At 71.1% G+C, this 14,946-nt stretch carries 15 protein-coding genes; 5 read left to right on the forward strand and 10 right to left on the reverse strand.

The genetic code is table 11. The features are described 5' to 3' along the window. Nucleotides 1-342: 342 nt before the first annotated feature. Complete coding sequence (locus ACH442_RS08555) at nt 343-537, reverse strand: hypothetical protein (RefSeq protein WP_014694254.1); 195 nt, start codon at nt 535-537, stop codon at nt 343-345. Nucleotides 538-1,278: 741 nt separating this feature from the next. Here ACH442_RS08555 and ACH442_RS08560 point away from each other — a divergent pair. Genes ACH442_RS08560 through ACH442_RS08570 form a run of 3 tightly spaced genes read left to right on the forward strand, consistent with a single transcriptional unit; the run spans nt 1,279 to nt 5,701 of the window. Continuing rightward, the gene (locus ACH442_RS08560) at nt 1,279-2,781 is read left to right on the forward strand and encodes a DUF3492 domain-containing protein (RefSeq protein ID WP_396337307.1); all 1,503 of its coding nucleotides are present in this window, start codon (nt 1,279-1,281) and stop codon (nt 2,779-2,781) included. 2 nt (nt 2,782-2,783) lie between these two features. After that, entirely contained in the window at nt 2,784-5,135 is a 2,352-nt protein-coding gene (locus tag ACH442_RS08565) for a hypothetical protein (protein ID WP_396337308.1), read from the forward strand. Then, a complete protein-coding gene (locus tag ACH442_RS08570; RefSeq protein WP_396337309.1) occupies nt 5,132-5,701 on the forward strand; it encodes a spherulation-specific family 4 protein in 570 nt (189 codons plus the stop codon). Before ACH442_RS08565 ends, ACH442_RS08570 begins: the two co-directional genes overlap by 4 nt. Before the next feature lie 127 nt (nt 5,702-5,828). On the opposite strand, the gene mutM is transcribed toward ACH442_RS08570, so the two are convergent. From mutM to rsmD, 9 genes are all read right to left on the reverse strand, one after another. Beyond that, nucleotides 5,829-6,671, reverse strand: a complete 843-nt coding sequence (mutM, locus tag ACH442_RS08575) for a bifunctional DNA-formamidopyrimidine glycosylase/DNA-(apurinic or apyrimidinic site) lyase (protein WP_396337310.1) — start codon at nt 6,669-6,671, stop codon at nt 5,829-5,831. 9 nt (nt 6,672-6,680) lie between these two features. Further along, on the reverse strand, nt 6,681-7,871 hold the full coding sequence (locus ACH442_RS08580; protein ID WP_396337311.1) for a mannosyltransferase family protein: 1,191 nt from the start codon (nt 7,869-7,871) through the stop codon (nt 6,681-6,683). Beyond that, a complete protein-coding gene (gene rnc, locus ACH442_RS08585; protein ID WP_396337312.1) occupies nt 7,849-8,586 on the reverse strand; it encodes a ribonuclease III in 738 nt (245 codons plus the stop codon). Before rnc ends, ACH442_RS08580 begins: the two co-directional genes overlap by 23 nt. Then, nucleotides 8,583-9,482, reverse strand: coding sequence for a phosphate acyltransferase PlsX (locus ACH442_RS08590; RefSeq protein WP_396337600.1), 900 nt, complete (start codon nt 9,480-9,482; stop codon nt 8,583-8,585). The genes rnc and ACH442_RS08590 overlap by 4 nt, the downstream gene beginning before the upstream one ends. 24 nt (nt 9,483-9,506) lie before the next feature. Further along, the gene (gene rpmF, locus ACH442_RS08595; RefSeq protein WP_014694262.1) at nt 9,507-9,680 is read right to left on the reverse strand and encodes a 50S ribosomal protein L32; all 174 of its coding nucleotides are present in this window, start codon (nt 9,678-9,680) and stop codon (nt 9,507-9,509) included. A 5-nt stretch (nt 9,681-9,685) separates the two neighbouring features. Further along, entirely contained in the window at nt 9,686-10,276 is a 591-nt protein-coding gene (locus ACH442_RS08600; RefSeq protein ID WP_396337601.1) for a YceD family protein, read from the reverse strand. 87 nt (nt 10,277-10,363) lie between these two features. Then, nucleotides 10,364-10,861 (reverse strand): hypothetical protein, encoded by a 498-nt coding sequence (locus tag ACH442_RS08605; RefSeq protein WP_203745514.1) that lies wholly within the window; start codon nt 10,859-10,861, stop codon nt 10,364-10,366. Nucleotides 10,862-10,955: 94 nt separating this feature from the next. Then, complete coding sequence (coaD, locus tag ACH442_RS08610; RefSeq protein ID WP_396337313.1) at nt 10,956-11,435, reverse strand: pantetheine-phosphate adenylyltransferase; 480 nt, start codon at nt 11,433-11,435, stop codon at nt 10,956-10,958. Next, the gene (gene rsmD / locus ACH442_RS08615; RefSeq protein ID WP_396337314.1) at nt 11,432-12,004 is read right to left on the reverse strand and encodes a 16S rRNA (guanine(966)-N(2))-methyltransferase RsmD; all 573 of its coding nucleotides are present in this window, start codon (nt 12,002-12,004) and stop codon (nt 11,432-11,434) included. The genes coaD and rsmD overlap by 4 nt, the downstream gene beginning before the upstream one ends. 329 nt (nt 12,005-12,333) lie before the next feature. Between rsmD and ACH442_RS08620 the strand changes: the two genes are divergently transcribed. Then, complete coding sequence (locus tag ACH442_RS08620) at nt 12,334-13,389, forward strand: LAETG motif-containing sortase-dependent surface protein (RefSeq protein WP_396337315.1); 1,056 nt, start codon at nt 12,334-12,336, stop codon at nt 13,387-13,389. A gap of 87 nt (nt 13,390-13,476) precedes the next feature. Beyond that, on the forward strand, nt 13,477-14,814 hold the full coding sequence (locus ACH442_RS08625; RefSeq protein WP_396337316.1) for an LAETG motif-containing sortase-dependent surface protein: 1,338 nt from the start codon (nt 13,477-13,479) through the stop codon (nt 14,812-14,814). The last annotated feature ends 132 nt before the right edge of the window (nt 14,815-14,946 follow it).

A 14,946-nucleotide genomic window follows, 5' to 3' on the forward strand; every position in this document is an offset into this window, starting at 1 on the left:
ACGGGCGAGCGCTGGGCGAAACGGGCCGGCACGGCGAGCGCTGGGCGAAACGGGCCGGCACGGCGAGCGCTGGGCGAAACGGGCCGGCACGGCGAGCGCTGGGCGAAACGGGCCGGCACGGCGAGCGCGGCGGGCCGGGGCACGTGGGAGCCGCCGGGTGAGGGCGGGCGGGGCGAGGGGCAGGGAGGCGAGAGGCGGCGCGGCGGGACTGTTCGGTGGGGGTAAAAAAACTGCGCGCCGCCACGGATGTGGAGGCGCGCTTTTCTTTGGTGCGTTCGGTGGTGCGAGGGGGATGATCGCCGGTCTGTCACCCCGCAGCGACGGCCCGGCGGTCGGTCGAGATCAGGTCAGGGCCGGCTCGGTCAGCCGCAGAATGTCGTCCGCCTCGGCTGCCGCGGCCGCGAGACGGTCGTTTTCCGCGCGGAGGCGGGTGATCTCGAACTCCAGGGACTGAACCCTGGAACGCAGTCGGGTGACCTCGTCGAGCAGGCGCCGATCGGGCGCCGCACCTACGTGGCCGTAGAGGGCCTTCGCCATCGTGACTCCTTGTGACACGGTGCGTATGTGTTTGCTTCGCCGGGAAACGACCGGCCAAAAATGCGCGCAGCGCGCGAACTTACGCACCACAGCACTCACGGGCACGCGTGAGCACAGAGTCCTGCCAGTGTTGCGGCGGAACCCTCTTAGGTGCTGATGCTCAAGCCACGGATGAAGCCGGGGCATGAGTGGGCGCGACTAGCGACATCTCCATAGTCCGCCCATACCCAGGCTCCGTCAAGCCGAGCGCACGCCGTCGCCCGGCCGACGTTAGTGAATCACGCCACCAGGGAGTGTTGAACAGCGAATATGCGCGGCAACGCCGGTTCTGGATCTCGGTGGGACACTCCCACGCACTTCACTCGATGAAGTTCGATCAACACCGTACGCGTCGGGTTCGCTCTGAGGCCACTTATTTGATCAAGAAATTCCCCGCCCTGCCGGACATCGCCTTCCGAGTCCCGCGATTCACTCCCTCTCGCACCGACCGGAACCTTGCCCCGCACATAACCCCGTTCCCGAACACCTCAAACCCCCAGCGGCTGCCGATCCGACTCCGGACGGTCACAGACGTCCGCGAACCGGGCCGGCCGAGCCGTCTGGGCCGCGAGGGCCGAACAGCACGGCCTTTCGGGCAAAAACGGGCAAACATGGGCGACAAAATGGTACAAAAGTTGCTTATTTCTGTCGCCTAGCTGACATGCTCCGGTGGCCCGGCCCTCTTGCGTCGTTGCCCCCAGCGTGAATCCGACCCCGTCGCGTGAGCGCATCTGTCTGCTCACCGGCGGCGGGTACCCGTACCGCCGGGACGCCCTCGGAGGTTGGTGCCGGACGCTCGTCGACGGGCTGCACCGGTTCCGCTTCGAGCTGCTGACCGTCACGGACCGGGAACTGCCGTCCGCTCCCGCGTACCCGCTTCCGCCCAATGTCGGCTCGGCGCGCGCCGTCGCGCTGGGTCGTGAACCGGCCCGTGCCGAGCGGCGCCGGGCCCAGCTCCCGGAGAGCGCCGCCGACGCGGTCGCGCATCTCTGCCACGGTCTGCTCGACCTGTCGGCGACGGACGTGTTCGCCGAGGGGCTGCGCGGCATCGCCGGGATGGCCGGGAACCGTCCGAGCCCGCTGACCCGGCTGCCGCTCGCCGACCAGTTGCTCGACGCCTGGCGGTGGGGGGTCCAGCCCGTACCGGATGAATTGCCGAAGCTGAGTGTGCGGGACGCTCGCACGGCGGCCACGCTGCTGCGGCACGCTCTGCGGGCGCTGGCCGTGCCGGTCCCGGAGGTGGACCTGGTGCACTGCGTGGGCGGGACGACCCCGCTGCTGGCGGCGCTCTCCGGACGATGGCGCAGTGGCACGCCGCTGCTGCTGACCGAGGCCCGTACGCCGGTGACCCGCCGGCGCCCGGCCGAGGAGCGCCTCTCCCCCGCGGTCCGTCTGGTGCTGCGCCGCTTCCGCAGCGCCGTGGCCCGCACCGGGTACGCCGAGGCCGAGCTCATCGCCCCGCTGAGCACCTACCACCACGGGTGGGCGCTGGATCACGGGGCGGCGCCGGCCCGGCTGATCCAGGTGCCGGCCGGGGTGGACCCGAAGGAGTACCCGGGCGCGGCCGAGCTGGAGGACCCGCCGACCGTGGTGTGGGCGGGCAGCGGCGGACCGGACAGCGGGCTGCCCCTGATCCTGGACGCGTTCACGGAGATCTCGGCGGCGCTGCCGGGGACCGTGCTGCACCTGGTCGGGGTGACCGCCGCGCACGAGGAGCACTGTGCCGACGAGATCGAGCGGACCGGGCTGAGCAGCACGATCCGGATGCACCCGCTGCCGGCCGACCCGCGCGAGCGGTTCACGGTCGGTCAGGTGGTGGCGCACGTGCCGGGGCCGTCAGATCCGCCGTCGCGCCTGGTCGAGGCGATGATGTCGGGCCGTCCGGTGGTGGCGGTCGACATCGGGCCGGCCGGGGAGACGCTCGGGTCGACCGGGGTGGTGGTACCGCCGGACGACCCGTCGGAGCTGGCCATCGCCATCGTCGGCCTGCTGCGCGCGACCCCGCGGCGGCGGGCGCTCGGGGACGCGGCCCGGCGACGCGCACTGAGTCATTTCACCGCCGACCGGGTGCTCCGGGTCTACGGCGCTCTCTACACCGATCTTGCCGCGCCACCCCCGGCGCCGGCCTTCGAACTGGCGCTCGCCGTGCCGGCGCCCCGCACCCCGATGCCGGCCACGCTGCGCTGGCTGACCAGGGAGGACTGAAAGTGACGATCACTCCCCCACGCGGGACCCCGGGAGCCGCGCGGACCGCGTCCCGGACCCGGCGGCGGCGTCCACAGCCGGGTGAGCCGCGACATGCCGCGAACGCTCCGGCGTTCGAGGAGGCGCCCGCCGTACGACGGCGTACCCCCCGGCCTCTCACCGACGACCTCGAGGAGGTTCTCGTCGAGGAAGGGCTCGGAGCTCAGTTGTACGAGGTGATGTCGGACTCGGAGCGGGAGACCGCGGTGGCCGAGACGCTGCTGTTCGTGCGGCCGGCCTTCGACGACGAGCCGCCCGCCGACTCCCCACTGGACACCGAGTCGGTGCTGACCGAACCGCTGCCGGCCGAACCACTGCTGGCCGAACCGCTGCTGGCCGAACCGCTGCTGGCCGAGGCTGCCCTGGCCGGCGTCGATCTGAACGGGCCGGCCGAGACCGTCCTGTTCGCCCGGCCCGCGGACCGGGCCGAGGAGCCGCCACCGGTGCGGCGCGAGGTCACGCCGCTGACCGAGACGTTCCTGTTCGGCCCGCCGGCGGCCCCGCACGCCGCGGAGCCGCAGGCACGGCACGCCCAGGAGCCGCGGTCGCCGGTCGACGGGACCGCGGAGACGCTGCTCTTCGCAGGGCTCGCCCGGGCGCTGGCCACCGCCGAGGACGAGCCGGCCGGGCACGATCATGTGATGTGGGACACGTCGCTCGACTTCGAGGGCAGCTTAACCGCCGATCACGAGGTCGACGGGCCGGGATGGGCTGACACGCCGTACCGGGAAATCGTGGAGAAGGACCACCGCATCGCGGAACCCGGCGGCCGGGGCTGGGAGATTCTGGACCGCAACGCGGTCCCGGAGGAGTTCGCGGCGGGCGCGGCCGGTCTCGCACGCCCCGGACGGGTGGTGAACCGCAGGCGCGCCCACGGCACCGACCTCGACCGCAACGCGCTGCCGCCCGAAGAAGCCTGGATCCCCGACTATTCGCAGGCCGACGAGGAGGCCACCGCGGACGAGCCGGCCGAGACGGACGACCCGTTCGGGTCGGCGCGCGAACTCAGCCCCGAGGCCGAGGCTGCCTGGAAGGCGTTCGCGCACGGCGACCGCGAGCCCGGCACCGAGATCCGCACCAACCGCCGCGCCAAGAGCCGCTGGATGACCTCGCTCTCCGGCGAACGGCCGCAGCCCGAGGAGCGGCCGCGGCGCCGGATCTTCCTCTGGCCGGTGCTCCTGCGCTGCCTGCTCTACCTGGGACCGCTGAGCGTGGCGGTGGCCGGGGCCGACGCCCTGGACCACGTCGCCTGGCCGGTCGCCGCCGGGACATTGCTGCTCGGCTGGTCCGCGGCGCAGGCCCTGACCAGCGTGGGCGTCACCGTCGCGCGCCGGGCCGGCCCGGAAGCCGCGGTACGGCTGATCGGCGCCGGCTTCGCGGCCGTCACCGCCCTCTGGTGCGCGCTCGTCTGGATCGCCCCGGGCACGCTGCTCGGCCCGGACCGCCTGCTCGCCGCGTCGGTCGGCGCCGGCGGCCTGGTCACCCTCGCCACCGTGACCGCGGCCCTCGTCACCCGGGCCGAGACCGCGGTGATCCGCTGGTACCTGCCCTGCTGGCTGCTCGCCGCGGCCGCGCTCGCCGAGGACAGCGGGGCGGCGTGGGCGCACTACGTACCGGTCGGCACGCTGCTGCCGGCGACCGTCGTGGTGGTGCTCGTGCGGGCGTTCCGGCCGGCGGTGGTGCCCGGCCGCCGATGCCGGATCCCGCGCCTGTCCGCGGTGGAACGCCGGCGCGGGATCGCGTACCTGGTGATCGGGGTCTCCCAGGCGCTCTGTGTGGCCCTGCTCTGGCGGGCCGGCCCGGACGTCACCCCGTCGCTGGTGGCGCTGCCGCTGCTGCTCGCCGTGCCGATGCTCGAAGCGCTGATCGGCTGGCACACCGCCCGGATCGACGCCGGGCTGGACTCCGCCGAGACCGTCGCCGACCTGGACCGGCACGTCCGCAACGTCACCGTGATCACGCTGGCCGGGCTGCTGCCGCCACTGGCCGCGGGTGGGGCGCTGGCGCTGGCCGCGTACCGGCTGCCGTACCAGATCAGCCACCTCGGCATCACGCAACCGGCCGTGCTCGCCCTGGCCGCCGGGACACTGCTCGGCGGCGTCTTCGCCATCACGTTCCTGCTGGCCGCACGGTCCCGGACCGGGATCGCCGCGACCCTCGCCGCCGCACCCTCACTGGCCACCGTGGCCCTGCCGCTGCTGCCGCAGCCGGACGCCGGGCCACTGCCGCTCGCCGTCGCCGTACTGGCCGCGACGCACGTGGCCGGCCTGCTCATCGTCGCCCTGACCGCCGCCGACCTCCGGAGGACTTCGTGAAAACCCTGTTCCCCGCGTACGCCCACCCCGGCCCCGAACTGGAGCTGGACGCCGACACCTGGATCGTCCGCGACAACCCCGGCGACCGCAGCACGCTGCATCAGTCGCTCGGCCGGATCGACCTCGACTGGGGCAGCCGCTCGCTCGCCGACGTGCTCACCGACGTCGACGCGTGGCGGGCCGACGGCGTCGAAGGCCTGTTCCTGGACCGTGCCCCGGCCGGCTCCGGCGGGGTCGGGCCGGTCGCGCTGACCGTCCGCCTCGCCGCCCGGCGCGGGCTGCACCGCGTGGTGCTCAACCCGGGCGTGCCGACGCATCCGCTCTACCGCGAGCTGGGGGTGCGGATCTGCACGTTCGAAGGGCCGTGGTCGGCCTACCAGAGCTGGGACGGCGACGGGACCCGGCCCGGCGACGGGCACATCGTCCACGGTGTCCCGTCCGCGCTGCTCACCGCCGCCCGCCGGTTGATGGGCCGTCGTGGCGCCGGATTCGGTCTGGCCACCGACGCGAGCCCGGACCTGAGCCCGGCCGGGGCGCCGGGAGGCGGGGCCCACAGCGCCGACTGACCCGGCAGTACGGCCGTGGTCCGGCCCCGTGCCGGCCCCGCGCGACCTGAGCGGCCGGTCCGGCCGGCCGCCGCGACCGGCGTGGCTCGCGAGCGGTGCCACGGGGCCGGGCCCACGACGTACCGAATCAGCGGGGTCTGGGTTGACAGCGGGGACAGCTGAAGGATGAGCGGTTCATGAAGCTCTCCCGACGCATGATCGCGCCGCAGCGCTTGCACGGTTCGCCTTCGCGGCCGTAGGCGTTGAGCGACCGGTCGAAGTATCCACTCTCGCCGTTGACGTTGACGTAGAGCTCGTCGAAGCTCGTCCCGCCGGCCACGATCGCCTCGCCGAGCACGTCACGCACGTGCCCGAGGAGCCGGTCGACGGCCGGCTTGGTCAGCTTGTCGGTGGGCCGGGTGCCGTGCAGCTTGGCCCGCCACAGTGCCTCGTCGGCGTAGATGTTGCCGACCCCGGAGATCAGCGTCTGGTCGAGCAGGGCCCGTTTGATCTCGGTGTGCCGCCCCCGCAGCCGGGCCGAGAACGCCGTGTCGTCGAAGAGCGGGTCCATCGGGTCGCGGGCGATGTGCGCGATCTCGTCGGGCAGTTCCGCGCCGCCCTCGGAGACCGACAGGCCGCCGAACGTGCGCTGGTCGACGAAGCGCAACTGCGGGCCACCGTCGGTGAACGCGAACCGGACCCGCAGGTGTTTCTCGTCCTCGGCCTCGGCCGGCTGCATCAGCAGCTGGCCGCTCATGCCGAGGTGGGCGATGACGGAGTCGCCGGAGTCGAGCGGGAGCCACAGGTATTTCCCGCGGCGGGAGACGTCGAGGATGGTCCGGCCGGTGAGCATGGCGATGAAGTGGGCGTCACCGGGAAGGTGACGGCGGATCGCGCGCGGGTGGTGCACCTCGACCGACGAGATCGTGCGGCCGGTGACCCACTTGGCGAGACCCATCCGGACGGTCTCGACCTCGGGAAGCTCGGGCAAGGGGGGTCCTTACATCGTGTAGGGCCAGATGGTGATCAGGTAGGCGCCGTACCAGAGGCCGAAGGCGGCCCACGCGCTGATCGCCAGGACCGCGACCCGGGGGCGGGCCCGGCCGGCGGCGACCACCGACGGCAGCAGCGTCAACAGTACGGGCAGCAGCAGCCGCGGCTTGGAGTGGTAGAACCCGGCCTGGCCGTAGACGAGGATCATGGCGACGACCCCGTAGACCGCGAGCGGCAGCCACGGCTTCTGGGCCAGCGCGACGCCGGCCGCGGCCAGCGCGGCGAGCAGGATCAGCCCGACGCTCACCTGCACCCAGCCGTCGGCCGTGGTGAACGTGGCCTTCAGGAAGCTGAGCGTGCTGCTGCCGTAGTCGAACGAGGTGCCCCACCCGGCTGTCTGGATCTTGAACCAGGCACCCCAGTCGCCGACCCGCCAGCCGACCCAGCCCAGGAAGAGCGGCACACCGGCCAGGGCGGTCGCGGCCGCCGCCAGCGGCTTGATCTTGTTGGCCTCGGTGCGGACCGCCATCAGCGCGGCAACGGCCAGGGCCAGCGCGGCGGCGGCACCGGTCGGGCGGGTCAGCGCGGCGCCGAGCCCGAGCAGAGCGGCCGGGAACCACGCCCGCCGGTGCGCGGCCACCAGCATCCCGGCGACAAGAGCGAGGAACAGGCTTTCCGAGTACGCCATGGACAGCACCACGGAAACCGGCGCCGAGCAGCAGATCGCGACAAGCGCCCACCCCGTCCGCCTGCCGTAGAGACTGGTGCCGAGCAGGTGCAGCGCGATCGCCGCCCCGATCGAGGCGATCCAGGCCACCCCGACGGCCGCCACGTTCGGCGCGACGCCGAGCAGGGTGACCCCGCGGATCAGCATCGGATAGAGCGGGAAGAACGCCAGCTCGTTGGCCTGCAGGACGTGATTGGCGTCGTAGGTGTAGCCGTGCGGGTACCCGTTGAGGGCGACCCGCAGGAACCAGCCACCGTCCCAGACCAGCAACCGCTGCCAGACCCCGCCGTTCTGCGTCGAGGCCCCGCCCAGCCACCAGATCATCAGCAGCTGGGCGATCCGGGTCAGCGCGAGGATCCCGACCGCGATCGCGGCCCCGCGACCGGCGCCGGCCTTCTCCCAGAGACCGTCCCGGGGCTCGGTCGTGTCCGCAGCCACCGCCGCGGCCTCACTCGGGCTTGTCGTCGCCATCGGTCTCGTTCCGATCGGTGAGGGTCCGCCAGGCGGCCGCGGCCGCACGCTGCTCGGCCTGCTTCTTGCTGCGGCCGTCGGAGCCGCCGTAGCGGACGCCGGCCACCACCACCCAGGCGGTGAACGTCTTCGCGTGGTCCGGCCCGGAGTCCTCGATGACGTAGTCCGGCACGCCCAGCCCCAGCGCCGCGGTCAGCTCCTGCAGACTGGTCTTCCAGTCCAGCGCGGCGCCCCGGCCGGCCGACTCGGCCATCAGCGGGTCGAACAGCCGGTGGATCACCTCGCCGGCCACCTCGAGGCCGTGCTCCAGGTAGATCGCTCCGAGCAGCGCCTCCAGGGTGTCGGCCAGGATGCTGGCCTTGTCCCGCCCGCCGGTCGTCTCCTCGCCCTTGCCGAGCAGCAGGTGCGGGCCGAGACCACCCTCGCCGAGGCCGCGGGCCACGTCGGCGAGCGCGTGCATGTTGACGACACTGGCACGCAGTTTCGCGAGCTGGCCCTCGGGGAGGTCGGGGTGGTTGTGGAACAGGGCCGACGTGATCACCACGCCGAGCACCGAGTCACCCAGGAACTCCAGGCGCTCGTTGGTGGGGAGGCCGCCGTTCTCGTACGCGTACGAGCGGTGGGTCAGCGCCCGTTCGAGCATCTCCGGCGCGAACGGGATACCGAAGGCCTCTTCCAGTGGGAGGGTGGGGGGACGGCGGCGCTTGTCATTCATGCGATACCTCGTTGTACGACATCAATTCGACGGTGGCGAAGCAGGTCGGCGGCGAAGGCGAGGCCGTTGGCGACGTCCGGGCCGGTGGCTGCGCCGTGACAGACGACCACGACACCACGGACGCCGAGCAGGACGGCCGCGCGGGCCTCGCCCGCCTCTTTCGTCCCGTGGACCGCTTCGAGAGCCTTCAGGAGGACGTTTCCGGTGAAACCATCGGTGACCACGACGTCGGCGGCGGCGCCCAGCACGACGTCGTGGCCCTCGACCAGCCCGGCGTAGCGCAGCGGCAGGTCCTCCAGGAGCCGCGCGGCATCCCGGCGCAGGCGGTCACCCTTGCCGCGTTCGGTACCGATGGTGAGCAGGCCGACCCGGGGATCCGGAAGATCGTGCACCGCGGCGGCGTAGGCGGCACCGAGCCGGGCGTGCATGACCAGGGTCCCGGCATCCGGGTCGACCGTCGAACCGACGTCGAGCAGCACGAGACGGCCGGCGGCGGTGGGCAGCACGGCGGCGAGCGGAGGGCGGCGGACCTCGGGCCAGCGGCCCAGAGCACGTGCGGCGGAGACGACCGTCACGGCGGTGTCGCCGGCGGAGACCAGCGCGTCGGCATGGCCCGCGGCGACGGCCTCGGCGGCAGTGGCGCCGGGCACGACGGTGATGCGATGGCGCTGCGCCGGTTCGAGGGCGTCGAGCACCGCGCCGGCGGCTTCAGCCGGGCCGACGAGAGTCAGGTACAGGGCCGGGTCGTCCTCGACGGCACGCAGAGCGCCGTCAACCACGACGGCGGGAGCGTGGTCCCCGCCGAGGAGGTCGACGGCGATCCGCGCGGTGCCCGGCTCCCTGAGGGGAACCGGGGCACCGGTGGAACGCCACTGCTCGGGAACGAGCCGCCCGATGATCGGGCGCGTCACTCGGCGACGTCAGACCTCGAGGACCTGACGACCGTTGTAGGTGCCGCAGACCGAGCAGGCGGTGTGCGGCAGCTTCGGCGACTTGCACTGGGGGCAGGCCACGGTCGAGACCGCGGTCGCCTTCCAGTTCGCCCGGCGCGAGCGGGTGTTGCTGCGCGACATCTTGCGCTTGGGGACGGCCACGGTTCCTACTCCTCGATGTTTTTCTGCGGGTCTTGCGGCGGGGTCGCCGTCAGATTACGGAGAGCGGCCCAGCGGGCGTCGACTTCCTCGTGGCTGTGGTCAGCCGGAAGGTCGTCGAAGTGCACCCCGCAGTCGGGGCACAGCCCAGGGCAGTCCGGACGGCAGACCGGGTTGGTCGGCAGGGTCAGCACCACCGCGTCCCGCACCGCCGGCTCCAGGTCGAGCAGGTCACCCTGCATCCGGCCCACCTCGTCCTCGTCGGTGGTCTCCTCCGTGGTGCTGTCCTCGTAGGCGAACATCTCCGCGAGGGACACCTCGAAGGTGCTGTCGATCTCGTTGAGGCACCGGCCGCACTCGCCCTGGAGCGAGCCGCGAACGGTGCCGCTGACATAGACCCCTTCGGAGACCGACGTCATGCTCAGATCGAGCTCGAGGTCGGACCCTGAAGGAACCGAGATCAACTCCAGGCCGAGGTCCGCCGGCGCCGGCACCACCCGTTTCAGGGCACGCGTCGCACCAGGCTGCCGGGGTAGCTTCGTCGTGTCGACGACCAGCGGCTGCCTGGGATCCAGGTGACTCTGCGGTGACTTGGGCATCATGTTCCTCAGCCATGGGTAGGCCAGCCGAAAACATTACCTGAGCTTGCGGGAAGTCGTCGAATCGACCCCGGGTTCAGTACGTCCTCAGAACGGCAGCGGGCGCTCCGCGTCCTCACCCTGGAAGGTGCCGATCTCACGGAGCGCGTGCATCTTGTCACGACCCCGCTCGATCGACGCCAGCGCCCTGGTCAGGAACTGTTCGAAGTTGGCCAGCGCGGTGTCGACGTAGTCGTCGACCTCCTCGCGCAGCCGCTGCGCCTCGCCCCGCGCCTCGGCGATGATCCGGGCACCCTCGTGCTCGGCTGAGACCGTGATCTCGTTCACCGAGACCAGGCGGGCGTGCTCGGCCTCGCCCTCACTGACGATCCGGTCCGCCTCGCGGCGGCCGGCCTCGATGATCCGGTCCCGCTCGTCCAGGACGGCGGCCGCCTTGCGCAGCTCGGAGGGGAGCTCGGCGCGGAGCTCCTCCAGCCGCTCGATCATCTCGCCCCGGTCGAACATGAAGTTCGTCCGCGACATCGGAACCGAACGCGCGTCCTGGACGTGCTCGATGAGCTCGTCGATACGGTCGAGCGGATCCACCGGTGTCTCACTCCCGTCGTCGAACCGCCACCCAGCGTGGTGCGATCACGTTACTGTGCCGCCGCCCCGCCTCGTCTCGGCGCGCCGGGGACTCCTAATTCTGCTTCAGACGGTTGACCAAGCGGGCGAGCACCGGGTCCGGCAGGTACGCCGAGGCGTCGCCACCCCACTTGACCACGTCTTTGATCAGGCTGGACGACACGAACGAGTACAGCGGATTCGTCGGCATGAACAGCGTCTCCACACCGGAGAGCCCGATGTTCATCTGCGCCATCTGCAACTCGTAGTCGAAGTCGCTCACCGCGCGGATGCCCTTGACCACCACCTCGGCGCCCTGATCACGGCAGAAGTCCACCAGCAACCCATGGAAAGACATCACCCGGACATTTCCGTACGGGGCGGTCACTTCACTGAGCATCTCGAGGCGTTCGTCGATGGTGAACATGCCGGACTTCGACTGATTGATCAGGACTCCGACGACGACCTCGTCGAACAGCCGGCTGGCTCGCCCGACGATGTCGATGTGACCGTTCGTGACCGGATCGAAGGAGCCGGGACACACCGCTCGTCTCATGATCGGCGACCGTACCAAAGAGTGGTCTCGCCGTAACGCCGGGTGCGATCGCCGACGACACCGTCCACCCAGCTCAGCGGCTCTCTCCGGGTCGACCGGGTGGAGCGCTCGAACACCACCACGGCATCCGGGGCCAGCCAGCCGTTGGCCATGAGCTGCTGTTGCACCGCGTCGACCTCGTCACTACCGAGCGCGTACGGCGGGTCGGCGAAGACCACGTCGTACGGTCCCCCGTCCGGAGGATCGGCGAGCACCTGCACCACTTTTCCGGTCACCACCCGGGCCGCCGGTCCGACACGGAGAGCGACCACATTGTCACGGACGACCCGAGCCGCCTTGGCGTCCGATTCGACCAGAAGGACGTGATCGGCACCGCGGGACAACGCCTCCAGGCCGACCGCACCGGAACCGGCATACAGGTCGGCGAACCGCGCACCGGACAGATCCGTCATCGTCTCGAGGGTGCTGAAGAACGCCTCGCGAACCCGGTCAGAAGTGGGCCGGGTGTGCACACCGGACGGAACGGACAGACGCCGCCCGCCATGTGCCCCGGCGATAATCCTCGTCATCGTCCACGACGCTAGTGCACCCCAACCGAACGGCCACCAGCGCGTAAACAATTCCCTCGTCACAGGCACTACGCGCAACGGCACCGTCCCGTTGCAGTGAAAAAAGATCACGGGTTCATAACAAGACCCTTATGTGACGCTGAGACGTTTCTTTGATCGCTCCAAGTGGCTACTGTCGGGCCTCGTTGCGAACGTCCTTCACGGACCGTCCGCAGGCGACGTGGGGAGGCGTCGTCGCAGCCCTCGCAGTTTTTTCATAGCGAGCGGCCGATGCCACGTACCCTCTCCGCGCCCCCGATCTTCCTGACCCCGTTCCCAGGAGTAGTGGCGTGAACCTGTTCAAGTCCCCGTCCCGCCGAGCCGGCACCGTTGTTGCCGGTGCGGCTCTCGGCCTCGTCGGCGTGCTGAGCTCGGCCGTGCCCGCTCTGGCCTGCCACCCCAAGGTCAACCAAGACAAGACCACCGCCTGCGCCAACGCCGACGGTTCGTGGGTCGTCAACTGGAACGTCGGCACCACCGACAACGCCTTCGGTGACGGCACGGTCAAGGAAGTCAAGTACACCCCGGCCGACCAGACGATCAGCTTCACCGGAATCAAGGCCGGCGACGTCATCTCGCACTACCGCGGGATGCAGGCGACCCAGGTCCTGAAGGCGGAGGCCACGCAGGCGACCCTCGACGTCGTCGGCAAGTGGAAGCAGTACAACGGCGGCTGGTACTGGGCCGGTTTCGAAAAGGGTCCGGTCTCGATCGCCAAGCCCAGCAAGCTGTGCGACGGCCAGCACACCACCCCGCCGAGCAACACCCCGCCGAGCAACACCCCGTCCTCGGCTCCGGCTTCCTCGGCCCCCGCCTCCTCGGCTCCGGCTTCCTCGGCCCCCGCCTCCTCGGCTCCGGCTTCCTCGGCCCCCGCCTCCTCGGCCCCCGCCTCCTCGGCCCCGGCTTCCTCGGCCCCGAGCAGCGTGCCGGCCTCCAGCACCGCCTCCACGCCGGTCGAGAACCCGACCCTCACCGAGCCGCAGCTGGTCTACGACACCACCTGTGACACCTTCACGGTCGGCGTCGTGGTCCCCGCGGACAACACCGAGGCCCTCACGGTCAAGTTCACCCCGAGCAAGGGCGACGCCAAGTCCGTCACCGCCAAGCCGGGCGAGACCAAGACCGTCGACTTCAAAGCTTCCGAGGGCCTGACGGTCACCGCCAGCGCCGAGGGCCAGGAAGACATGACCATCGCCTACGAGAAGCCGGCCGACTGCGACGACGACCAGCTCGCGCTGACCGGTTCGAACTCCAGCACCATCGCCGGTGGCGCTGTCCTGGTCCTGCTCGTCGGCGCCGGCCTGTTCTTCATGGCCCGCCGCCGCAAGGTCCGCTTCACCGCCTGACCTCTCAGGTGAACCACCGCTAGCACCAAGGGGCGCGTCGACTCTTCGTTGGCGCGCCCCTTTCCGTCCCCCGCACCAGGAGAACGCATGAAGTTCACCCCCCGCCTGCGTCACGTCGCGGCTCTCGCGGCCGGCGCCCTCGTCAGCCTCGGCAGCCTGGTTGCCTTCAGCGCTCCGGCGCAGGCCACCAACAACGCGTGCGTGCCGGCCGCCAACGCGAAGTTCGAGCACAGCTTCAACGGTCCGGCCGGCACCGCCGGCATCAAACTGGTGAACGGCCCGCTGTGTGAGAACGTGAAGGTTCCGCTGACGCTGGTCTCCTACACCGCGCCGTCGGCCTCGTTCTCGCTGCCGCAGTACGTGCTGGACAGCTCGACGCAGTTCTTCACCGCCGACACCCCCAAGAACGACAAGGGCGAGCTGCGGCTGGACTTCAAGGTCAAGGTGCCGACCTGTTTCACCCAGGTCGACTTCGTCTTCGGTGACGACGTCATCAACCCGCTGACCGACAAGAGCGACCGCTACAACGACCGCAAGGTCGGCAGCCCCGCCGCGCCCGGTTCGCAGTCGAAGCCGGAGCGCGGTCAGCCGCAGAACGCCTGGTGGAACGGCAACGCCGGCGACTACAAGAACGGCGTCTGCGCGGCCAAGCCGGCCGTCGAGGCGCTGCCCGACTGCGAGGGCAACGTCAAGCTGTCCCTGATCAACCGGGACGCCAGCGTCACCAGCGTGCGCTTCGAGATCACCGCTGACGGTGGCTTCAAGCAGAGCCAGGTCGTCGACAAGAACGCCAAGTTCGACCTGACGATCCCGGCCGCCAACGCCAAGAACATCAAGGTCACCGCCGGTGGCAACCAGCTGTGGTCCGGCTCGTGGGTCAAGCCCGCCGAGTGCACCAAACCCGAGGTCGGCGCGCCGGTCACCGAGATCAAGAGCACCTGTGACTCGCTGGTCTTCACCCTGAAGAACCCGGAGAACGGCGCGGAGTCGCTGACCGGCACCTTCACCCCGGACAAGGGTGCGGCGCAGACCGTCACGGTCAAGGCCGGCGAGACCAAGACCGTCACCTTCCCGGCCGCCGAGGGCCTGACCGTCGCCGTGACCGGTGACTTCCTCGCGCTCAACGGCGACGTCAAGTGGACCAAGCCGGAGAACTGCACGACGAACCCGAACCCGGGCCCCAGCACCTCCGCGTCGGTGACGCCGTCCGCCACGACCTCCGCCACCGCGTCGGTGCCGGCTTCCGCGTCGGCGTCGGAGACCCCGGCCGAGGCCACCCCGGCCACCAGTTCCACCGAGGGCGGCGCGCTGGCCCTGACCGGTTCCAACTCCAGCACGATCGCCGGTGGCGCGGTCCTGCTGCTGCTCGTCGGCGCCGGCCTGTTCTTCCTGGCCCGTCGTCGCCGGGTGAACTTCAAGGCCTGATAGTCAGTAGGCCCTGAACGAGGGGCGCCGACCGGACCGGGCGGCGCCCCACATCTGTTTATGGGCCCCGCAGGCTCAGCCGTGCTCCCGGGAATAGGGGGGGTGCTCGGCGACGAGGGGGGGGGCGGGCGC

The sequence above is a fragment of the Actinoplanes sp. NPDC020271 genome, assembly GCF_044388125.1.
GTDB lineage: Bacteria > Actinomycetota > Actinomycetes > Mycobacteriales > Micromonosporaceae > Actinoplanes.